At 53.9% G+C, this 22,276-nt stretch carries 21 protein-coding genes; 12 read left to right on the top strand and 9 right to left on the bottom strand.

Translation table 11 applies throughout. The annotated features are described in order from the left end of the window. The 8 genes from K0B01_12165 to K0B01_12130 form a co-directional block, all read left to right on the top strand. On the top strand, positions 1-1,123 hold a 1,123-nt coding region (locus K0B01_12165), incomplete at its 5' end, for a response regulator (protein MBW6486892.1). 69 nt (positions 1,124-1,192) lie between these two features. After that, positions 1,193-4,030, top strand: coding sequence for a PAS domain S-box protein (locus tag K0B01_12160; protein ID MBW6486891.1), 2,838 nt, complete (start codon positions 1,193-1,195; stop codon positions 4,028-4,030). Positions 4,031-4,046: 16 nt separating this feature from the next. Beyond that, positions 4,047-5,243 (top strand): sigma-54 dependent transcriptional regulator, encoded by a 1,197-nt coding sequence (locus K0B01_12155; GenBank protein ID MBW6486890.1) that lies wholly within the window; start codon positions 4,047-4,049, stop codon positions 5,241-5,243. A 51-nt stretch (positions 5,244-5,294) separates the two neighbouring features. Next, complete coding sequence (locus tag K0B01_12150) at positions 5,295-5,438, top strand: hypothetical protein (protein MBW6486889.1); 144 nt, start codon at positions 5,295-5,297, stop codon at positions 5,436-5,438. Positions 5,439-5,687: 249 nt separating this feature from the next. Beyond that, on the top strand, positions 5,688-6,101 hold the full coding sequence (locus K0B01_12145; GenBank protein MBW6486888.1) for a hypothetical protein: 414 nt from the start codon (positions 5,688-5,690) through the stop codon (positions 6,099-6,101). A 178-nt stretch (positions 6,102-6,279) separates the two neighbouring features. Then, positions 6,280-6,462, top strand: coding sequence for a chemotaxis protein CheW (locus tag K0B01_12140; GenBank protein MBW6486887.1), 183 nt, complete (start codon positions 6,280-6,282; stop codon positions 6,460-6,462). A 295-nt stretch (positions 6,463-6,757) separates the two neighbouring features. Beyond that, positions 6,758-6,964 carry a chemotaxis protein CheW gene (locus tag K0B01_12135; GenBank protein MBW6486886.1) on the top strand — a complete coding sequence of 69 codons (207 nt, stop codon included), beginning with the start codon at positions 6,758-6,760 and terminating at the stop codon, positions 6,962-6,964. Positions 6,965-7,043: 79 nt separating this feature from the next. After that, positions 7,044-8,648: an MCP four helix bundle domain-containing protein gene (locus tag K0B01_12130; protein ID MBW6486885.1), complete on the top strand. Its 1,605-nt coding sequence runs from the start codon at positions 7,044-7,046 to the stop codon at positions 8,646-8,648. A 12-nt stretch (positions 8,649-8,660) separates the two neighbouring features. Here the strand turns inward: K0B01_12130 and K0B01_12125 are convergent, their stop codons facing one another. Genes K0B01_12125 through K0B01_12115 form a run of 3 tightly spaced genes read right to left on the bottom strand, consistent with a single transcriptional unit; the run spans position 8,661 to position 10,474 of the window. Then, positions 8,661-9,311: a hypothetical protein gene (locus tag K0B01_12125; GenBank protein ID MBW6486884.1), complete on the bottom strand. Its 651-nt coding sequence runs from the start codon at positions 9,309-9,311 to the stop codon at positions 8,661-8,663. Continuing rightward, the gene (locus K0B01_12120; protein MBW6486883.1) at positions 9,308-10,123 is read right to left on the bottom strand and encodes a 4Fe-4S binding protein; all 816 of its coding nucleotides are present in this window, start codon (positions 10,121-10,123) and stop codon (positions 9,308-9,310) included. Before K0B01_12120 ends, K0B01_12125 begins: the two co-directional genes overlap by 4 nt. A 3-nt stretch (positions 10,124-10,126) precedes the next feature. Next, positions 10,127-10,474: a cupin domain-containing protein gene (locus tag K0B01_12115; protein ID MBW6486882.1), complete on the bottom strand. Its 348-nt coding sequence runs from the start codon at positions 10,472-10,474 to the stop codon at positions 10,127-10,129. A 427-nt stretch (positions 10,475-10,901) separates the two neighbouring features. On the opposite strand from K0B01_12115, the gene K0B01_12110 reads away from it, so the two are divergent. Then, the gene (locus K0B01_12110) at positions 10,902-11,912 is read left to right on the top strand and encodes an alpha-hydroxy-acid oxidizing protein (protein MBW6486881.1); all 1,011 of its coding nucleotides are present in this window, start codon (positions 10,902-10,904) and stop codon (positions 11,910-11,912) included. 132 nt (positions 11,913-12,044) lie between these two features. Here K0B01_12110 and K0B01_12105 read toward each other — a convergent pair whose 3' ends face one another. Continuing rightward, the gene (locus K0B01_12105) at positions 12,045-13,406 is read right to left on the bottom strand and encodes an FAD-dependent oxidoreductase (protein ID MBW6486880.1); all 1,362 of its coding nucleotides are present in this window, start codon (positions 13,404-13,406) and stop codon (positions 12,045-12,047) included. A gap of 500 nt (positions 13,407-13,906) precedes the next feature. On the opposite strand from K0B01_12105, the gene K0B01_12100 reads away from it, so the two are divergent. The 3 genes from K0B01_12100 to K0B01_12090 all read left to right on the top strand — a co-directional run bounded on the left by K0B01_12100 (position 13,907) and on the right by K0B01_12090 (position 16,113). Next, a complete protein-coding gene (locus K0B01_12100) occupies positions 13,907-14,122 on the top strand; it encodes a response regulator (protein ID MBW6486879.1) in 216 nt (71 codons plus the stop codon). 263 nt (positions 14,123-14,385) lie between these two features. Beyond that, the gene (locus K0B01_12095) at positions 14,386-15,045 is read left to right on the top strand and encodes a hemolysin III family protein (protein ID MBW6486878.1); all 660 of its coding nucleotides are present in this window, start codon (positions 14,386-14,388) and stop codon (positions 15,043-15,045) included. A 114-nt stretch (positions 15,046-15,159) separates the two neighbouring features. Then, positions 15,160-16,113, top strand: a complete 954-nt coding sequence (locus K0B01_12090; GenBank protein MBW6486877.1) for a 2-dehydropantoate 2-reductase — start codon at positions 15,160-15,162, stop codon at positions 16,111-16,113. Positions 16,114-16,154: 41 nt separating this feature from the next. Here the strand turns inward: K0B01_12090 and K0B01_12085 are convergent, their stop codons facing one another. The 5 genes from K0B01_12085 to K0B01_12065 form a co-directional block, all read right to left on the bottom strand. Then, entirely contained in the window at positions 16,155-16,919 is a 765-nt protein-coding gene (locus K0B01_12085) for an SDR family oxidoreductase (GenBank protein ID MBW6486876.1), read from the bottom strand. Positions 16,920-16,999: 80 nt separating this feature from the next. Next, positions 17,000-18,613 carry an AMP-binding protein gene (locus K0B01_12080; GenBank protein MBW6486875.1) on the bottom strand — a complete coding sequence of 538 codons (1,614 nt, stop codon included), beginning with the start codon at positions 18,611-18,613 and terminating at the stop codon, positions 17,000-17,002. Between the two features lie 77 nt (positions 18,614-18,690). Beyond that, positions 18,691-19,959, bottom strand: coding sequence for a (Fe-S)-binding protein (locus tag K0B01_12075; protein MBW6486874.1), 1,269 nt, complete (start codon positions 19,957-19,959; stop codon positions 18,691-18,693). 18 nt (positions 19,960-19,977) lie between these two features. Next, positions 19,978-21,357 (bottom strand): FAD-binding protein, encoded by a 1,380-nt coding sequence (locus K0B01_12070; GenBank protein ID MBW6486873.1) that lies wholly within the window; start codon positions 21,355-21,357, stop codon positions 19,978-19,980. Positions 21,358-21,426: 69 nt separating this feature from the next. Then, the coding region (locus K0B01_12065) for a 2-hydroxyacyl-CoA dehydratase family protein (protein MBW6486872.1) at positions 21,427-22,276 on the bottom strand (850 nt) is incomplete at its 5' end.

Here is a 22,276-nt window from a genome sequence, read left to right as displayed (position 1 = left end):
GTTCAGACGTGTGCTCTTCCGATCTGGGGGGGTGGCGCACGACTTCAACAATATGTTGGGGGTGATTATCGGTCATGCGGAAATGGCGCTGGCAAAGCTTGCCCCCGGCCGCCCGTTTCATGCCGATTTTACCGAGATACTGAAGGCTGCTGAGCGGTCTGCCGGTCTTACCCGGCAATTGCTGGCCTTTGCCCGCAAGCAGACCGTCGCTCCCCGGGTGCTCGATCTCAACGATGCGGTGGCGGGCATGCTCAATATGCTGAGGCGGCTGATCGGCGAGGACATCGATCTTGCCTGGCTGCCGGGCGCCGCTTTGCCGCCGATCAAGATTGACCCGGGCCAGATCGACCAACTGCTGGCGAACCTGTGCATCAATTCCCGCGACGCCATCGCCGGGGTGGGCAAACTCACCATCGAGACGGAAAAAATAACCCTCGATCGGGAATATTGCGCCGAACATGAGGGGTTCTTTCCCGGCGATTTTGTCCTTTTGGCCGTGTCCGATGATGGTTGCGGCATGGACAAGGCGCTCCTTGCCAACATCTTCGAGCCGTTTTTCACCACAAAAGGCGTGGGAAAGGGCACTGGCATGGGGTTGGCCACGGTTTACGGCATCGTCAAGCAGAACGGCGGCTTCATCAATGTCTATAGCGAACCGGGAAAGGGGACGACCTTTAAAATATATCTGACCGCCCATAAGGGCCAGTCTGCCGAAATGCAAGCGAAGCGCCCGGAGGATATCAGGCCTGGCCAAGGCGAGACGGTCCTTTTGGTGGAAGACGAGTCGGCGAATCTGGAGCTGGGAAAAATTATGCTGGAGGGTTTCGGGTATATGGTCCTTGCCGCCGCATCTCCCCTCGAGGCGATGCGGCTGGCAGAAGAAAATGCCGACGCAATCGACCTGCTTGTGACCGACGTGGTCATGCCGGAGATGAACGGACGGGAGCTGGCCGGGCGTCTGCAATCCCTTTACCCGGGTTTGAAATGCCTGTTCATGTCCGGCTATATGGCCAATGTGATCGCCCACAACGGCGTGCTGGATGAGGGTGTCCATTTCATCCAGAAGCCGTTTTCAAGGCAAGCCTTGGCCGACAAGGTACGAACGGCGCTGGCAAAAAAATAGCATGGTCAAGGTTGCCGGGGCGGGGGAATCCCCAACGCCGGCTTGTGAAAAGAGGTGTTTCCAATTACTATGATAACTGAAATGCTCTTACTGATCAGAAAGATTCGCCTTATCGGCTTGCTGGCATTGGCGGTTTCCCTTTGGGGTGTTGCTTCGCCTGTAACCACGGTTCTTGCCGCGGACAAGCCGCCAGAGATTCGCGCCGGTTTCCACCGGAACTTTCCTCCCGGGTACGTCATCGACGAGGCAACCGGCAAACCCGCCGGATTTGCCGCTGAAGTCATGAACGAGGTCGCAAGAATAGCCGGACTCGAAATCCGTTATCTCGTGTTCGATGATTGGCCGCAGATCAACAACGCGTTATTGGCAGGACGCATCGATATCGTTCCCAACATGGGGATAACGGAGGAACGGAAGCGTTATGCGGACTTTACGAGTCCGGTGGGGGCTCTTAATATCAGAATCTTTGTTCGTGAAACCGCTTTGGGCATACGCGGTCTTGCCGACCTGCAGGACAGAAACGTCGCCGTAGTCGATTTCAATGCGGGGCAGATGATCATGCGGGAATACGGAAAGGGAAGGGTCGTTGTTTTTAATTCCCTGGAGGAGGCCTCATTTTCCTTGCTGTCGGGAAAGACGGACGCCCTGATCTATCCGGAACAGCCGGTTCTGTTGATTGCCCGCAAAAGCGGGGTCGCAAACCGGATAAAGGCAGTCGGGGCGCCTCTTGTGGAGGTCAAGCGCGCCATTGCCGTTAAAAAAGGGGAGCCTGCCCTGCTTGCCAAACTCGATCGGGCGGTGCAATTGTTCATCGCCACCCCTAAATGCCGGGAAATATACGCCAAATGGCACTTTGAGCCAGAGCCTTATTGGAGTCCCAGGCGCGTAGCGATCATCGTAGGTATTTTTCTTTTGCTGTTAATCATTGTCATTGCAATAGCGCATCACCTTTCGTTGCGGCGGCTGAACCGGGATTTGCAAAGCTCTCTGGAAAGACAGAAAAGCGCCGAGGCGCTGCTGCAAAAAAGCGAAATGCGCTACCGTCACCTTGTCGAGTCTTCCCACGACTTGATCTGGGAGGTTGACGAAAACGGCGTCTATACCTACGTCAGCCCGCTCGTCAAGGAGCTGCTCGGATACGAATCCGGGGAGGTGCTGGGGAAAACGCCGTTCGACCTGATGCCCGAAAAAGAGGCCGGACGCGTCAAAGCGCTGTTTGCAGACATCGCCGCCGGGCGGCAATTGTTTCGGAATTTTGAAAACTGCAACCGGCATAAGGATGGGACCCTTGTGATCCTGGAAACCAACGGGTCGCCGATTATCGACGAGAGCGGCGCTTTTTGCGGCTATCGGGGCATGGACCGAGATATTACCGAGCGCAAACGGGCGGAGGAGGACCGTCAGCGGCTGGCGGCGGCGATCGAACAGTCCGGGGAAACGGTGGTGATTGTGGATAAGGAGGGGATAATTCAATATGTAAATCCGGCCTTTGAGCGCACAACCGGCTATACGCGCGCAGAGGCCGTGGGAAAGAACCCGCGGATCTTGCAAAGCGGCCGTCAGGACATTGATTTCTACAAGAGCTTGTGGAGCGTGCTGACAGCCGGCGGGACGTGGAAGGGGCATTTCGTCAACAAGAAGAAGGACGGTTCCCTCTACGAGGAAGACGCCACGATTTCTCCGGTAAGAAATTTGTCGGGAGAGGTAATCCACTATGTCGCGGTCAAGCGTGATGTCACCGAAAAGTTGAAGACGGAAAGACAGCTTTTGCAGGCCCAGAAGCTGGAGGCAATCGGCACCATGGCCGGCGGCATCGCGCATGATTTCAATAATATTCTCGGCGCCATTGCCGGATACACCGAACTTTCCCTCGCAAAAATTCCCCCGGAAAGCAGGATCAAGCATTATCTGGAGCAGATCCAGACGTCCAGCCAGCGCGCCATCAGCCTGGTGCGGCAGATCCTCGAATTCAGCCGTCTGACCGAGAAAGACCGGAAACCCATCCGGTTGATTCCACTGATCAAAGAAACGGTCAAGATGCTGAAAGAAATAATTCCCTCTACCATTGCGGTGCGGCTGAACATCCGCACCGGTGCGGATGCGGTGCTCGGCGATGCGACGCAGATTTACCAGGTTCTGATGAATCTCTGCACCAACGCCTACCAGGCCATGAAGGACAAAGGCGGCCAGTTGGAGATTGAATTGTTGAAAACAGAGGCGGGGGGAGATATTGAAGACAGTATTCAGGGATTGACTCCGGGCTCTTATGTCGAGATTATCATCAGGGACACCGGAACAGGCATAGATCCGCTGATCAGGAAGCGGATCTTCGATCCCTTTTTCACCACCAAAAAGATCGGTGAAGGCACTGGTCTGGGTTTGTCGGTTGTGCACGGGATTGTCCGGAGTTGCGGCGGTAAAATTACCGTCGAAAGCCGGGTTGACGAGGGGAGCGCTTTCCACGTCTATCTTCCCTTGCTTGCCGAAAATCCGGAAGCATCGTCGGGGGAGCTGCCCCAGCCGCTCGGGGAAGGCAAGGGTAGAATTCTGTTGGTCGATGATGAAGAGATGCTGGTTGACATGGCCCGGGAGACGCTGGAGGGTTATGGGTACACGGTGCTGGCCTGGACCGACAGCGTGCAGGCGCTGGAAGCATTCCGCGCCCATCCTGAAGAGTTTGATCTGGTCGTCACCGATCAGACCATGCCAGTTATGACGGGGATTGAATTGGCCCGCAACATCGTATCGATCAGACCTGACATGCCGATCATCCTCTGTACGGGATTTATCGATTCCACGCTTGAAGAAAAGGCAACCGCGGCAAAAATACGGGAAGTTATTTTAAAACCTGTTGTAATCAGGGGGCTTATAGCGAAGATGCAGGAGCTGCTCCCCCCGGCTGGTTAGTCCGGAAAGAAAGAGTGTGGCGCGTGTACTGATAATTGATGACGACGAGATAATGTCCGGGATGCTGGCAGAGGTTGTGACGGATATGGGGCATCTTGCGTCGCGGTCTTTTACCCTGGAGGGCGGTATAAAGGAAGCAGCCGCAGGCGATTTTGCCGTCATCCTCCTCGACGTGAAGCTGCCCGACGGCAGCGGTCTGACGAAGCTGCCTCTGCTGCGCGGTATTTGCAGCTCAGCGGAAGTGATAATCATCACAGCCTATGGAGACAAGGACTGCGCCGAATTGGCGCTGGACAGCGGCGCCTGGGATTACATTCAGAAGACCGCCTCGATTTCCGAAATGAAGATATCCTTGTCCAGAGCCATTCAGTATGCGGAGGCGAATCGCAACAGGACGTCCGGGACTGCCGCTCTCGATCTGGGCGGGATCATCGGCAAGAGCGACAAACTGCGCAGTTGTTTCGGCCGCCTTGCCCAGGCGGCGAAAAGCGATGCCAATCTTCTGCTTGCAGGGGAAACCGGCACCGGCAAGGAACTCTTTGCCCGTGCCTTGCATAGAAACAGCGGTCGCGCCCAAGGCCCATTTATTACAGTTGACTGTGCGGCGCTGACCCCGACCTTGGTGGAAAGCCAGCTTTTCGGTCACGAGAAGGGGGCGTTTACCGGCGCCGACCGGAAGGTGGAGGGCATGATCATGCAGGCAAACGGCGGCATCCTGTTTCTCGACGAGATAGGCGAGTTGCCTCTGCCCATCCAGAAGGCGTTTCTGCGAGTTCTTCAGGATAAACATTTTCGCCCCGTCGGGGGGCGGGAGGAGCTGGAAAGAGATTTTCGCACCGTCACGGCGACCAATCGGTACCTGGAGGCGATGGTTGAGGCTGGGACTTTCCGGAGCGATCTGCTCTACCGCCTCCGGTCGCTGGCGATCAAACTGCCGCCCTTGCGGGAGCGCGGGGGAGATATTCCGAAGCTGGCGTCTTTTTATACGGCAAAGCTCTGCAACCGCTATGGAATAGCTGTTAAAAAGGTTTCTCCGGAATTTATGGGTTTCTTTACCGCGTATCCGTGGCCCGGGAACATCCGGGAACTGATCAATGTCCTGGAAGCAGCGATCGCGGCGGCCTTCGATGAGGAAGCGCTTTACCCCAAGCACCTGCTTACGAATATCCGCCTCCATGCCTTTGCCGCCAATTGCGGCAAGGTGGACGATTAGGCTGCCCCGCAACAGCTTCCCCCGCTGAAAAACGTCCGCGCAGCGGCGGTGTTGGAAACGGAACGTCAATACTTCCGGGAACTGATGGCGCAGGTGAAGGGCGATATCCGGGAAGGCTGCCGCATTTCCGGTCTCTCCCGTCCCCAGCTCTACGCCCAGATCAGAAAACATAAAAGGCGACAGGCTGCTTTTTGAAAAGTTAGAATGCCAGGAGCAGCAAGGAGAAAATGCAGCCTACACTTATTGGCATTGTTCTTGTAATTACAAGTTCACAACTATTGATGAATCTCCAAAACTCAGTAGGAACATAACAGACAAGTAAGCGAGGGTAAATCATGAATATAGAGCCAATTGCAAAACTATTTGTCATTCCCGAATGCTTCTATAGGGAATACGGTTTTTCAAGCAGTTAGAACCAGATTCCCGCTTAAAATCATTGCGGGAATGACAGAATATGAGAGTTTTGCAATTGGCTCTATAGTATGTTACTGCCATTCACGGGACAAAGCGCTTGCCGGTATCTGGGCAGGATTGCAGGCAATCGGTCCGGAGTTGGGGATGGAACAGCACCGGTCGCTTGACAGTTTTGCCGCCAGGCTCAGGCAACCCGGGAGGAATATCGCGCTTGTCTTGCTGTACATTGACAATAAGCAAACCTTGACCGACCTGCTGGCTGTACGTTCCTTGTTGGAGGAATTGCCTGTCGTTTTTTTCTGGACGATCAAGAATCAGAAAATTATCAAATTGTCTCAAGAGCTTAAGCCGCGGGTTATCGTCTACACATTTTGGCCGCAGAAAGAGATCTGCGCGGTTTTGCAGCGCTGCGTCGGCAGATGCGGCAGCGGGGAAGCTGCATAAATTATCATAGTAAGTTGGCGTAAATATTGGGAAGATCATTAACAAGCCAAAAGGAGGAGGTGCAGAGATGGAGGAAAAAGCGGCAATGAATCAGGCGATGAAGGCCATGGCGAACCGGGAGGGCAAGTACCTGACGTTTTCGCTGGCAAAGGAGGAGTAGGGGATCGGCATCCTGAAGGTGAAGGAGATCATCGGCATTATGGCGATTACCACGGTGCCCCGCACCCCGGACTATATGAGGGGCGTCATCAATTTGCGGGGCAAGGTAATCCCCGTCGTGGATTTGCGACTGAAGTTCGGGATGGAGGCGATGGATTACACGGAGCGAACCTGTATTATCGTGGTCGATATTACGGCCTAAATTCCCGCCAAAATTATAACGAGGAACAATGCATTTATTAGGAATTAATCAGTTTATGAACTAAAAAGCCTTTGTTTTCCCCTTTTTTATCGTGATAATTACGACGATGAAAAATGCACACATCGGTAACCGTGGACGGAGATGAGGACGTTGACCAAGGTTAAATATTCCGAGAAGTACGGTGGTGACCAAGGAGTAGCGGGATATTCGCAAAGCCTTGGACATCCAACTCCCTGCCTGGCAATGCCTCGTTATAATTTCCTCGGGAAATTAGGTTACGGGTGAGGGAAAGAAGATTCTGCTCAGGATCCTGGTGGATTCCGTTTCGGAGGTGCTCAATATCAAGGGAAGCGATATCGAGGATACGCCGGATTTCGGCAGTCGGTTGAATACGGAGTATATCCTGGGAATGGCCAAAATGGGCGGTCGCGTGAAGATCCTGCTGGATATCGACCGGGTGCTCAACCGGACGGAAATGACCGTTCTGGATAAAGTTGCCTGAAAAGGCTGACGCCGACTATATGAGTTTTTGACTGTGATTATCAATATTTCCCTCTAAACCCAATAAAGGAGTAGGATCGATGAGTTTGGCAAATATGAAGGTTTCTACAAAGTTATACCTGGGTTTTTCGGTGCCGGTGCTGATTATGATAGTTCTGGGGATAATCTCACTCTCCAGCATGGGGAATATCCAGAGTAGTCTCGAAAGGATCGTAAAAGTGAACAATCTGCGGGGCAATCTTTCCCATGAAACAGGGGCAGATGTCCGGGATATCGCCGTCACGCTGCGGGATATTGCGCTGGTAAAAGAGGATGCCGACAGACAGGCCCATCAAAAAGAGATTGCCGCGCTACGGGAAAAGTATGTAGGCCAGCTCAAAAAAATCGAAGAGTTGACCACTAAAACCGATGCGAAAGGTTTTGAACTGCTCGGGAACGTCAGAAAAGCCCAGGAGGAGGCGAAGGATTCGAATAATAAGGTAATCGAACTGGCTATTGCGCGCAATGACGCCGATGCGGTTGCCCTTCTGGAAAGCAAGGCAGTCCCTGCCATAACAAAGATACTGAAGGCCATTGACGACCTGACAGAACATCAGGTGGAGCGAAGTCGGGTGCGTTTTGAAGAGTCCGAGCGGACTTACGCCTCTGTGCGGCAGTACAGCATTGTGCTGGTGGTGCTCGCGGCGCTTCTTTCCGCTGGTCTGGCTTTTTTCATTATCCGCAGCATTGTTGGCCCCCTGAACAGGGTGATTTCCGGTCTTTCGGACGGGGCGGAGCAGGTGGCGGCGGCGGCGGGTCAGGTGTCTTCGGCCAGTCAGTCGCTGGCGGAAGGGACGACGGAGCAGGCGGCCTCGCTGGAGGAGATGTCTTCGATGACGAAGCAGAACGCCGATCATGCGAACCAGGCGCGGACGATGATGAAGGAAGCCAACCGGATTGTGGAGAAGGTAAACGGCCACATGGCGGACATGGCGGGCGCGATTGTCGAGATAACCCGTTCGAGCGAAGAGACGGAGAAGATCATCAAGACGATCGACGAGATCTCCTTCCAGACCAACCTGTTGGCCCTGAATGCGGCAGTGGAGGCGGCGCGGGCCGGCGAGGCGGGGGCGGGACTTGCGGTCGTGGCCGACGAGGTCCGAAACCTGGCGAAGCGGGCGGCTGATGCGGCGAAGAGCACCAGCAACCTGATCGAGGGGACGATCAAGGCGGTGCGGAACGGGAATGAATTGACCAGCGCGACCCAGGAGGCGTTCAAGGAAAACGCCGCGATTTCCGCCAAGATTGGTCAGTTGGTGGATGAGATTGCGACGGCATCCGAGGAGCAGGCCCAGGGGATAAACCAGGTGGGCAAGGCTGTTGCCGAGATGGACAAGGTTACTCAGTCAACGGCGGCCAATGCGGAGGAGTCGGCCGCGGCCTCGGAGGAGCTGAACGCCCAGGCGGAGCAGATGAAAGTTTATGTAGGGGATTTGGTTTCGGTAGTCGGCGGAAGCACGAGCGGTCGTGTATCGGCGGCCTTGCCGCCCCGGCAGGTTAGAGGCGGCAACGTCCGGCAGGCGGCGCTTCTTTCTCCCCGGAAAGCGGCGGGGCGGGAGCTTGCAACGCCCGGTCATGGGAAAATGAAAATTACCCGGCCCGACCAGGTAATTCCCTTTGAAGACGAAGAGTTCAAGGATTTTTAATCAATTTTCGCATCACCGCGGCGAGTGGAGGAATCCCTTCTCGAGCATTTTATCGAGGAGGGCCTCGGCGCGGGCGGGGTTGAAAGCCCCGCACATGCAGCACTTGGCCATCATCAGGGACGCCCGGCGGGGGGTCAGCCGCCGCAGGCGCACCTGTTCGATCATCTTGCGGATCAGATTGAAAGAAACCATCCCGTGGCCGCACATGGTGTTGAATTCCTGCACTTCCCTCTCGGGCAGGCGGTCTTTTGCCCCCCAGACGCCCAGAGAATGTTCGGCGCTGTGGCGGCTGATTCCCGCCTTTTTGCAGCATTCCTGCACCTCTTCCATCAGGCCGCTGATGTTGATGCAGATGCCCAGATCAGCCCGGATCAGCTCCTCCACCACCCGTCCCAAGGTGTCCAGGTCAGTGAAGACGGCGGCCCCGACTGTGCCGTCAGTCTGTCTGCCGATCAGTTCATCCATTTGGACATTATCCTGGTGCATGCTCCCAATCTTCATGTCGCCCATGTTTACGGGGTTGTGCTTCAGGCAGATGCGCATGAATTCCCGGATCTTCTCGGCCGATCCCTCCCGGTTGATCCCTTTGGCCGTATGCACGAAGATCGTGTAGTCCTGGCGCAGGTCGGAGGCTATGCCCTGCCTATGCAATGTGTTCGTCATGTCGTTGCCTCCTTGAAGAGCGGTCGTCCCAATCCCAGGTTCGTCTTGCCGTTCGGGGAGAGCCGATAACCTGCCATTTTCACCCATTTTTCATGGGGGATCGTTCCATCCGCCAGGCAGCGGGAGGCAACGCCAACGCTGATCACGGTGTCTATTTCGCGCTGTACCTTCTCCAGGACTTCCAGAAAAACAGGAATTTTCTCCAGCTCGGTCTTTAACTCAATGATCGCCGAAAGCACCTTTTCCGCGAGGATATCCGGCCGCATCTTTCCCGTACGGGTGTCTTCCATCAGCAGGGTGACGGGGTTTTCGTGTTCGAAGTGGGGAGACAGAGGCGCCAAAGCCATGGCTACCCTCTCCACGTCCCGGAAACGGGCGCCGATCCCCGGGCGGCCGACCTCTACGACGAGGCCTGCCTCGCCGTGACAAAGCCGTCCGGTTACGTCGTTGCTCTTGATCTCGTCGGTTCCCCGTCCCGGCACTCCGGTTCCCGGATGGACGACGGTGGGGTTGCTGAACTGGGCGCGCAGGAGCCTCGGCATGGCAAGCTCCGGAGGGGTGAGGGCGCCGGTGGGACAGATGTCCGCATCAGCCAGGTAGCCGAGTTTCAGCGGGGCGAGCGCCTTGCGGATGGCGCGGACGAACCAGGGAGGGTAGCCCTCGTTGCGGAGAACCCGGTGGCAGGTACCGCACTCCACGCACTCCTCCTGATTCACGACGGAGCGGCCGTCCGCGTCTAAGGAGATTGCCCCCATCGTGCAGACGACGTGGCAATTGCCGCAGCCGACGCACTTTTTCTTGTCGATATCCATGAATTATTCCTTTCCGTTTGCTGTTTTCTTGGGCAGATAGTCCTCTCTGACGGGTGAGAATACCTCAATTACTACGGAATCCTCAATGATTTCCGCTCCATGTTCAACGCCTCCCGGGATGCACCAGGTGTCGCCTGCCTGCGCTTCGCACTCTTCCGCGCCAATCGTAAAACGAATGCGGCCCTTCACAAGATACCCTGTCTGCTCATGGGGATGGGCGTGGCGCGGCAAAATGCTGCCCTTTTGCAAGCGGAATTTCGCCATCAGGGTTTTTTCTCCGTAAACCAGCGTTTTCAGGTCGATCCCCTTTATGGCGGGATGATAGCCGCTTTCGCTATGCTTTTCGAACATATCCGACTCCTTTATCGTCTCCGGTTTTAGCCCGTAAAAATTAAGGGGCGTGGACACTCGCGCGCCCTGTTTATGCCGGGCAGTGTGAAGTTTGGCGATGAAAAGTCCCCCCTGCCGCTTACTGCCAAAGCGCGGCAGTATTTACACAAGAACCGGGCAAAAGCAAGGGCGGACTCGCGCCGTTTTCGGCCTGGGCTTCTTTCGTCATCGCCGGAGCAATTGAAACACACCGTAACAGCAGAGGAAAGCAACCAGTGCACAATTTGGCTGTCCGGTTCGCAAGGGCTGCTTCATCTGCGATAATCCCATTGACACGCCAGAGTGCGCTTTATATACTTGCCGCCGTAAAAAATTGTTCAGTAATTTCCTTTTTAGCATTAGGGAGATAATCGGCAGTGCTCGTTCGCGAGAGAGAGGATGTTAATAAATGAACATCAAAGAGGTACGTCAGGAAGCCAAAAAACGTTTTAATGGCATCTGCCGCGTCTGCCGCGAGTGCAACGGCGTGGCCTGCGCCGGTGAATTTCCCGGCATTGGAGGGGCCGACAGCGGCGCATCTTTCATCAATAACTACAATGCCCTGGCCGCCCTGCGCGTCAAGATGCGGGTGATCCATGCAGCCGGCGAGCCAAAGACGGCGCTGACGCTCTTTGGGCAAAGGCTGTCCATGCCGATCCTGGGGGCGGCTGTAGCAGGCGCCCGGATGAATTTTCAGGGAATCATCAGCGAAGAGGAGCTGGACACCGCCTTTATCGCCGGCGCGAAGCAGGTCGGAACGCTGGCGATGACCGGCGACGGGCCTGACCCCCAGCTCTATGCCACTGGTTTGAGCGTCATTCAGGCCCACGAGGGGTGGGGCATTCCCATTGCCAAGCCGCGCGACCAGGCCAATATTATCGCCCACATTCGTCAGGCGGAGGCAGCGGGTTGTGTTGCCGTGGGAATAGACGTGGATGCCGCCGGCATCCTGCCCATGCGGGCGGCGGGCCAGCCGGTGCAGCCGAAGACGGTGGCGCAACTGAAGGAATTGGTGCAAAGCACGACCCTGCCGCTGATTCTGAAGGGGATAATGTGCGTGGAGGACGCCCTGGTCGCGCGCGAGGCAGGGGTTGCGGCCATTGTCGTTTCCAACCACGGCGGGCGGGTGCTTGATCACACCCCCGGAACCGCCGAGGTTTTGCCGCAGATTGCCCGGGCTGTGCGCCGCGACATGGTCGTGCTGGCCGATGGGGGAGTGCGCAGGGGCGTGGACGTCCTCAAGATGCTGGCCCTGGGCGCGCATGCCGTGCTGGTGGGCAGACCGCTTGCCATCGGCGCGGTGGGCGCTGGCGCAGCCGGCGTCCGGCTGACCCTGGAGCAGATGCAAAATGAGCTGAAGGCGGCCATGATCTATACCGCATGTGCCGAAGTGGGCGAGATCGGCGAGGGAGTTTTCTGAACATTCAACCGCCTTGCCCCGGCGGCGCTTTCTTTCGGTTGTCTGCCGTTTGTCCCCCCCGGACAGTCCCGGTTTTTTATATCTTTTCCGCGAGCAGGCGCCTGACAATGTCAGAGTTTTCGTCATTTATGGCTATTTCATGCCGCGTCTGGCGGCGATGAGCAGCGGATCCCACACCGGCGAGATGGGCGGCGCATAGGCGGCATCGAGGGTGTAGAGCTCATCCATCCGCATCCCCTGGGTGGCTGCGGCAACGACCGTATTAATCCTCAGCGCAGAGCCCGGGCCGCCGACAATCTGGCCTCCCACAATCACCCGCGAGTCTTCCTCAAAGAAAAGCTTTACCCAGATATCCGTAGAGCCGGGGAAATAGGCCGGCAAGGTTGTTGCCTTGATCATCACGGAGCTGATATGTTTCAGGTCATAGCGATCGAGCTCCATCTGACCGATGCCGGTCTTGGCAATCTCCAGACCGAAGATGCGGGTGACGGCAGTTCCGATTACCCCCGGAAACTGTCTCAGTTTCTCTCCCCTTGTCTGTAAAACAATGTTTTCGCCGCACAGCTTGCCCTGGCGGTTTGCCGTCAATCCCAGGGGAATGTAAACATCCTGGTGCAGCAGGCGATGGTAAACGGTGCAGCAATCGCCGGCACTGAAGATATGCGGGGTGGAGGTCCGCTGATAGCGGTCAATCTTGATCGCGCCGCGGGGTCCCAGTTCGAGGCCCGCCTCAACCGCGATATCGCTGTTGGGCGTTACTCCGATGCTAAGAAGCACGCAGTCCGCGGCAACAAAGCTGCCGTCATCGAGCCTCACCGCCCGCACCTGCTGGTCGCCCTCCAGGCCTACGACCTTACGGCCGAGAATTACCTCGACGCCGTTTGCCCGCAGCTCTCGATCCGCAAGCAGGCTCATGTCGTCATCCATGATGGACATGACGCGGGGCATCGCCTCTACCAGGGCGACCTCCAGACCTGCGCCCCGGAAAGACTCCGCCATTTCGACCCCGATGTAGCCGCCGCCGATGATCACGGCCTTTTGCGGTTTCCGGTTTTCCAAAAAAGCCTTCAGGTCGATACCGTTCTGGAATTCCTTTAGCGGGAAGACCCCGGGCAGTTCAATGCCCGGGATGGCGGGGATGATGGAGCGGGCCCCCGTTGCCAGTACCAGTTCACCATACTCCTGTTCGAAGGCGCTTCCGTCTTCGTGATTTTTTACTGCGACCGTCTGCGCCTCCCGGTTTATGGAAAGCACCTCGTGGTTGGTCTTCAGGTTTATGCCGCGCTTGTAGATGGCGTCTTCCGGGGCCAGGGCGATGAGGTCCTCGTGATTGCGGATCTGGCCGGAAATGTAGTAAGGCGCCCCGCAGGCCCCGTACGAGATGTAGGTTTCCCTGCCGAAAACAATGACCTCGAGATCGGGAAGTTCACGTTTGATAACGCTTGCCGCGCTCATTCCCGCGGCAACGGCGCCGACTATGACAATTGGTTTCATGGGGCAGCCTCCTTTTTAAAAACTCTGTTTAATGATGCAGCACTGTCCGTGACGATAAAGCGGAGCAGCGCCCTTTGTCAAGAAATATAACCCGGCAATTCCCCGTGTCCGGCTCTCTCGGAACCCAATAAGAAAATGACGTTTCTTTAAGCAGGATGATTTGATAACTTTATGATTTGACTAATAAGATTTATTGCTATATGAAGGGTCGGTTTCCTTGCTCGGCGGAAATTATATGCTGCAGAGCCAATTGCAAAACTATTTGTCATTCCCGAAAGCGGAGCTTAATGTTCACAATGCTTCTATCGGGAATACGGTTTTTCAAGCAGTTAGAACCAGATTATGAACATTAAACTTCGTTTTCCCGCTTAAAATCATTGCGGGAATGAAAGAATGTGAGAGTTTTGCAATTGCCTCTGCAGTTCTACTGCTTGACCACCTGACAATTTTAAGGATTCCGTTATGGAAGCAATGGGGGAGAAAATCACAACCGCGTCCACATCCTGGTTGTTGATGATGAGGAAGTAATCAGGGAGGGAATACGCCGCATTCTGGAAGCGGAAGGATATCAGGTGCAAACGGCGGCGAGCGGCCAGGCGGCGGGAGAAAAGATACAGACGAAGCTGAATGTTCATAACCTGCTGCAACGGCAACGATATTTTTATCGTAAGTTATCAAGGGGAAATAGTCAAGATCGATTTGACAGATCGCCTTGAAAACGAATTTTCTTTCTGCCGGATGTGGAAAAAAGCGCCCGACTCGGGATAATTTTGTTCTACCCGATATAAATGAAATATCGCGGCGTTGCTGTTTTTGTCACTCAAGTAAAATCAGGCATTTGTACGAAACACACATATATCTGGCGCCAGAGTATTTTCTGCTTACTTTTTTTGCAGACTGGTGATAGAAAACAAAAAAATATTTTATTCCGGCTGAGGACGGCGGGAGTTTGGAAAAATCAGGAAAGTACGGCAGGAAAATGGCATTGAATATAGATATCTCGCACTACACCCCCCGTGAGGAAGTGGCCAACAGCATTACCCACGGCATTGGAATAGTTTTTGGGATCGGGGCGCTCGTTATTATGGACGTTTTTGCGGCCCTGTTCGGTGATGCGTGGCATGTTGTAAGTTGCAGCATCTTCGGGGCGACGCTGATTATTCTCTACACGGCCTCCACCCTGTATCACAGCATCCCGCTCCCGAAGCCAAAAATGCTGTTCAGGATAATAGATCACTCCGCGATATTCCTTCTGATTGCCGGCACATATACCCCGTTTACGCTGGTGAGTCTGCGCGGTCCCTGGGGTTGGTCGCTTTTCGGCGCCGTCTGGGGAATTGCACTTTTGGGGGTTGTTTTTCAGGTATTTTTGCTGCGCCGCTGGCCGTTGTTTTCGGTCGGCCTCTATGTGGGAATGGGGCTCATTATCCTCATCGCCATAAAACCGCTTTTGGCGGCATTGTCTCCGACTGGGTTGCAACTGCTTGTCGCCGGAGGTGCGGCCTATATTGTGGGCCTGATTTTTTACGGCTGGAATAGACTTCCATACAGCCATGCCGTCTGGCACATCTTTGTCCTCGCAGGCAGCGCCCTGCACTTTTTGGCTGTGCTTTTTTATGTAATTCCGCTCGCTTCCTGAGGTATTTCGCCTTGGGATATTGACCGTATTGGTCGAGGTAAAATAGTCCGCATTTTATCAAATGCATTGCTGGCAGTTTTCCCCAAGGATTAACTGATTGAGGAGGTATAGTTAGTGGATGACTTCAGAATCGCCGTAGTCGGCATTGGCGCCACCGGGGCAGTTTTGGCGGCTGCCCTGCTCAAGACGGATCCGGAGACGATGCTTGTGAGCCCCAGAAAGGGCTTAGGCGATAAGCTTCGCAAGGATGGCATCCGGATTTCCGGTGAGCTTGAGTATCATGTTCCGGTGCGTTACTTCTTTGATAATATTGAAAAGTGCAAAGATCGCAATCCGAATCTTATTTTCGTTGCAACCAAAACCTTTCATCTCCCCCAGGTTTTAAAGGAGCTGAAGGGTGTTTTTAAGGAGGGGACGAAGATCGTCAGCACCCATAACGGTTTGGGCACGGAGGACCTGATTGCCGAAGCGTTTGGGGCAAAAGCGGCCTTTCGCATGTCGCTCAATTACGGCGTTTCGCTGAAGGGGCCGGGGGAGGTGGAAATGGCATTTTTCAACCGTCCCAATCCCTTGGGCGCCCTGATCCCGGAAAACCGGGAAGCAGGTCTGCGAATCGCGCAAATGCTCTCGGCGGGCGGCCTGGACACGGAGTTTGTCGATGACATAAAACTCCACGTCTGGAAAAAGATGATCATGAAATGCACGATGGCCTCTATTTGCGCCGTCACGGACAAGACGATCAAAGAGGCCCTGTCGTTTTCCCCTACCAGAGAAATCGCCGATGCCTGCTTCGCGGAGGTTCTGGCGGTGGCCAAGGCAAAGGGATATGACCTCGGGGCCGACTATCTAACCCAGGCATTGGCTTATCTGGAAAAGGTGGGGGTTCACAAGGATTCCATGTGCGTCGATATCGCCAATAAAACACGCACCGAAATTGACTTCCTGGGAGGTAAGGTTGTGGAATACGGGCGAGAAACCGGAGTTCCCACGCCATGTTATGCGACGATGGCGAACCTGGTCCGGACAATGGAGGACAAATACCTGGAAAAGCGTCCTTTTCGGCTTTAGACATCTTAAGCGGCGCACAATTGAGCGGGCATTGGGGCGCATTATACCGTCAGGGCGCCGCCATCCACATATATTGATTGACCAGTGATAAAATTGGCAGCTCCCGAGGCCAGGAAAAGAACGGCGCCGACAATATCATCCGGTTCGGCCAAACGTCCCATGGGAATTTTTGCAGCTACCATTTGGGCAAGTCCCGGATTGGACCAGATTGGTTTGCTGAATTCGGTACGCGTCAAGGTTGGACCTACCGCGTTAACCCGGATGCCGGAGGCAGCCCATTCAAGGGCCATGCAGCGTGTCAGCATCTTCAGCGCCGCTTTGCTGCAACAGTATGCGCCCATGCCCGGCTCCGCTTTTTCCGCGCCCACGGTGGTAATATTGATAATCTGCCCGCTTTTTTTTTCGGCCATCGTCCGGGCCACCAGCCTGCTTAACAACCAGGCGGCTTTCACATTGGTATCAAACACCTTGTCCCACCCGTCCTCACGCATTTCCAGCAGGCCGCGCAGGAAGCTCCGGGCGGCATTGTTGACCAGAATATCGATGCGCCCGAAGGTATCGAGGGTTTTCTGTACCATGGTTTCGAGCTGTTCGTTCACGGTCAGATCGGTAACAACGGCGATGGCTTTACCGCCCCGCTGGTTGATTTCTTCAGCTACGGCTTCGATCTCCTGCTGATGGCGGGCAGCAATGGTCACCGCGGCGCCGGAGGCGGCCAATTCCAGTGCAATAGCCCGGCCAATGCCCTTTCCTCCGCCCGTTACGATAGCTGCTTTGCCGGTCAAGTCGAATTTTACGCCTTCCATAATTTCCTCCAGTTAGCGGGTTTCATGATTGACAGAAAAAAGGCGGGGATTTAACCCCGCCTTGACGTTTTGATATTTTTCTACTGATGATCGCTCCATTTTCCGAACTGTTCTCGAAGTATCCGGTGGAGGATCTTGCCGGCGCCGCTTCTCGGCATTTCTTCGTCTTTTATCAGGACAACCCTTTTGGGAACCTTGAAGCCGGCGATCTTGCCCTTGCAGTGGCTGATAATTTCTTCCGGGGTTGCGGTCTGGCCTTCATGCAATACCACAACCGCCATTACCTGTTCGCCCCATTTTTCATGAGGAACGCCGATGACGGCAACATCTTTTACCTTCTCCAGACTGCCGACACAGTTTTCCACTTCAGACGGAAAGATGTTCTCGCCGCCGGAGATAATCATGTTGGCTTTTCTGTCAACGAGGTAGATGTATCCTTCCTCGTCGCGATACCCCATATCGCCGGCGCTGAAGTATTCCCCCTTCATCGCGGCTTTTGTCTTTTCCGGTTCTTTCCAGTATTCTTCAAAAATCATCGGGCTTCTGGAGTAGAGTTCGCCCACTGCGTCCGGGCCGCGTTTTGTTATCAGATTCCCTTCTTCATCGTAGAATCTGATATAGTCGGTACCAATAGCTTCGCGGCCGCATGAGCCAAGCTTGGTAAGCTGTTCATGGGGTTTGAGGACTGTTACGATGCCCGCTTCCGTAGAGCCGTATGCTTCATTGAGTTCTGAATTGGGGAACATCTTGAGAACGCCCAGCTTGGTGTCTCTTCTGGCCGGGGCTGAGGAGATCAGGAGTTTTTTAACGCTGGTCAGATCGTATTTCTTCTTCACATCATCAGGCAGCGCCAGCATCATGATGTAATGGGTGGGAACCAGCGAGGTAAAGGTGACCTTGTGCTCAGAGAAGGTCTTCAACAGATTCTCAGGGTTAAAACTCACCATGTTGTACGCCATGACGGTACCGCCAACCCAGGTGGCAACAAACGAATAGAAGAGAGAGTTTACATGGCAGCAGGGCATGACGAGGAGATTGCAGTCATCGGAATTAAACTGGTGATCAAATATCTGGATAAAATACTCGGCAAAAAGATTGGCATGCGTCTTGACGACGCCCTTGGGTCTGCCGGTGGTTCCCCCGGTGTACATGATGACCCAGGGATCCTCGGCATCTACGACGGTTGCCGGTTCTTCCGGGCTCGCTTTGGCAAGCGCCTCCTCATAGGAAACAAAGCCGTCATATTTCTCATTATCCAGGGCAAAGGAGACATACTTTGCGACGGTAGGGAGGTTTTTTTTCATTGCATTGATCTGGTTGATCCAGGGGAATTCTTTCCCGTCCGCTCCATCCTTCCCGCCCTGGACGATAAAGACCTTTGCCTCACAGTGATTGGTGATATATTCCATATCTGCGGGCGCAAGCCTGAACATAAGCGGTACGCACATAAATCCGCCCTTGGCCGCGGCTGCATAAAACTCCATCCATTCCACGCAGTTGTAAGCGAGAACGGCAAAGCGGTCGCCCTTCTTCATGCCCATGTCGGCCAGCGCATTTGCCAGCCGGCATGATCTTTCGTCCCACTGTTTGAATGTATAAGCCTTGTACAAGTCTTTGATGCCGATCTTGTTGGGAAACTTCAGGGCATTTACTCGCACCACGTCCTTTGCCGTTAACCAATGTCCGTTCTTCATGATTCATCCTCCCACAATTATTTTTAATTATAAAACTTTGCGCGTCTGTCGTGCGATTCATGAATCGCCCCCACAAACTACTCAACAAGCTCCAGAAAATGGTGCACCTTCTGCGGCATCTTGTGCCTCAGCGTGTTGTCGATTAAATTTATCATGCACCCGGGACAGGCAGTGACAACTATATCTGCGCCGGTTGTTTTGATGCCGTCCATTTTTTTATCGGCAATCTTCTTGGTGAGGTCATAGTGATAAACGCTGAAGGAACCTCCCATGCCGCAGCACATATCGGCATTGGGCATTTCCACATACTTCAAGCCGTTTAATGCCTTCAGGATCATCCGCGGCTGGTCTTTTATGTTCTGATACCTTACCAGATGGCAAGGGTCGTGCCATGTGGCCGTTTTGCCGGCAAATTCCTTTTTCAGCTTGAGTTCTTGCAGCGGCATCTTCATAACATCGACAATAAACTCGGTGCTGTCCTTGACCTTCTTTTCAAATGCCTCATATCTTTTTTTCTGGTCTTCAGTGTCCGGAAGGTACTTCTGATAATCTTTCAGGGTGGAACTGCATGTGGCACAGCCCGTTACGACATAATCGACATCTTTAAATGCTGCGATGTTTTTTTCCGCCAGCATTCGACCTGTCTCGAAGTCGCCGCTGAAATATATGGCGGCGCCGCAGCAGTTCTGACTTTCGGGAACAACCACTTCAATGCCATTTTTTGTCAGGAAATCGATAATCTTCAGCCCCAGCTCCGGATAGACAAAATCCATGGCGCACCCCATGAAGAAGCCCACCTTCATTTTTGCGGTCTGACCGTTCTGTGGCTTATAGACCGGTTTAACCAGATCGCGCAAAAACTTGTCGGCTATGGCCGGGATATTCCTTCCCTGACCGAGCGCCTTCAAAAAATCGGGCAAGTGCCGGATACTGCCCTCTGTCTTCGGAAGCAGCCATTGGAATGACTTTGCCAATCTCAGATAATTTCCAAAGGCCTTCCTGTTGGACATTATCTTCCGGAAAACAAAGTTCTTTGCAAAACCCAATCCCTTTTCTCTGACCATCTGGGCCCTTGCCCCCACAACTACCCGGTCAATCTGGGTTTTCGCCGGGCACATGGCAACGCACCGCTTGCAGAGCAGACATTTGCCGATGATGTTGCCCAGTTCTTCGGTAAATTCCTGCTTGCCTGCGAGAACCTGTTTCACGAGGTAATTTTTCCCTCGGGCAACACCCATCTCCATCCGCTCTTCCTGATATACAGGGCAGAAGAAACTGCAAAAACCACATTTCATACACTGATCAGCGTATTGTCCTATTTTTTGAAGCTCTTTCAGGTCTTTCAATCCGAACCTCCTTATACGCTAATCCCAGATCTTGCCCGGGTTCATGATATTGTTGGGGTCAAAAAGCGCCTTCACATCCTTCATCATTTTTACAACGACAGGGTTCGTGACCCTCATGAAGAATTTCTGCTTTTCAAGGCCTATGCCATGTTCCCCCGAGAGCACGCCGCCGAGTTCGACAGCGCTCTCGATGATCCCGTCCATCGCGCTTACTGCCCTGGCATAATGTTCCTTATTGTTGATGTCTGTGAGGATTGCCGGATGGAGGTTTCCATCGCCGGCATGACCAAGCACCACAATCTCAACATTGTGCTTCTTTGCCAACTCCTTGCATTTATTGATAAGGGCGGGTATGTTTCCCCTCGGCACGGTCACGTCTTCTGCGAAAACCGTTTTTGCTTTGCCGAAAATCGCCGCAAAACCGGCCTTTCTTCCCATCCAAAACTTGTCGGCCTCGGCCTGATCCTTAGCAGCCCTTACATCCACGGCGCCATATTTCTTTACAATATCGATAATCTTTTCGGTTTCCTTGGCAACGGCTTCTTCAATGCCGTCAACTTCGAAAAGGAGCACCGCGTCTGCGTCCCTGGGAAGCCCCATCGGCATCATCTCTTCAATCCTGTTGATTACCCAGTTGTCGAGAAGTTCTATCTTGCCGGGTATTACGCCATTTTCGAGAACCCTAAAGACACTCTGGCCGGCTACTGCCACATCTGCATATACCGCCATGATGGTCCTTTTTGCAGGAGGAATGGGGTTAAGTTTTAATTCTGCCCTTGTTACCACCCCAAGGGTGCCTTCGGAACTGATAAAGATATGAAGCAGGTCATAACCCACGACGTTTTTCAAGGTCCGGCCGCCGAGATTGACAATTTCACCGTTAGGCAATACCACTTCAATGCCCAGGATATACTGCTTTGTTACGCCGTATTTGACGCACGCGGGACCACCGGCATTCTCGGCAATAATGCCGCCGAGGGTTGCACCCAGGAAACTCTGGGGGTCAGGTGGGAAGAAAAGACCATCCTTAGCGAGTCTGAGCGTCAGTTCCTGAAGGACAACCCCGGGCTCCACGGTGGCGGTAAGGTTCTCTTTGTCCACTTTCAATATCTTGTTCATCTTCGTCGTGCAGAGAACAATTCCGCCGTGCCAGGGAACAGACCCACCGCTCACGTTTGTGCCCCCACCCCTGGGAGTTACGGGGATTTTTTCAGCATTGGCAATCTTCATAATCTCGGAAACTGCTTGCGTGGTGGTGGGGAATACCACTACATCGGGCTCATGTATCCAGTTTGTGGTCCCGTCATAGGAATATGCCTTCAACGCCTCAGGCGTCGTGAGGACATTCTCTTTACCGGCAATCCTTTGAAATTCAACTATCAATGATTCTTTTATCATCCACGCCCCCTTATTCTTAATGTTATTTGGTATGGTTTATCATTTCAAGTACATATATCTTTTTCACGCTCAAATACCCTGTTTTCTTTCCTCCAGTTGTTCGATGAAAGCCTCTATATTCGTCTTGTTCTGCTCATCGGAGACGCACCGCAGATCATTCAGATCACCATTTAGGGTCAGGCTTGGGATGTTTGTTTCTTTTTCCAGCCTTTTGGGCATGCCGTAACGGCAATTGGAGTTGTTCGGGCAGGTTTTTGCGTCGTGGTAGATGATGCCGTCGATCTTGAAGAACTTCAGCATGTCTTTGATATATTGCTCCTTGGGATCGTCGGATCTTACGATAAAGAGTTTGGTGTAAGCCCGGGCCATGCTCGTAAAGGGATCTGCCGCATCGAAATCAGTAAATATCCAGCTATTGCAATATGTTGAAGCCAGCACGTTGGCGTTCAGGCTGGCAAAAAGGGCGGCATGGTCGCTCAGCCGCCCCCAGACCGGCATCCCGTCCCAATAAAGGCGAAAGCGTTCATTTTCCAGGGCGCCTTCCTTGTTTTTGATCCGCTCATTCAACTCCGCCAGGAGGAGATTATAGTAATCCACCGCCTGCTTGGTTCCTCTAAGCACCACGGCCGGCCCCATGTGGATTGTACCGTCAAAAAAAGTTATTGGAGAAGGAACTGCGGTGGCAGTGTCCAGGACCTTTTTCCAACTGTCCGAGCAGGCTCGGGAAAGCGCCACTACCTGCTTCAATTCGTCGAGATCGAATTTTTTACCCGATACGGCCGATAACGGTTCGATGAGATCTTCCATCTGTTTGACAATGGATGCTACGTGGGCATCGGTCACATCACGTATGCCCAGGTGGGTGTTGATGCCGATCATGGGGACTTTAAACATCTGGGCATACCACATAAACCAGTCC

This window comes from Syntrophobacterales bacterium (genome assembly GCA_019429105.1).
GTDB lineage: Bacteria > Desulfobacterota > Syntrophia > Syntrophales > UBA5619 > DYTH01.
This window is presented reverse-complemented; position numbering and strand designations above follow the sequence as displayed.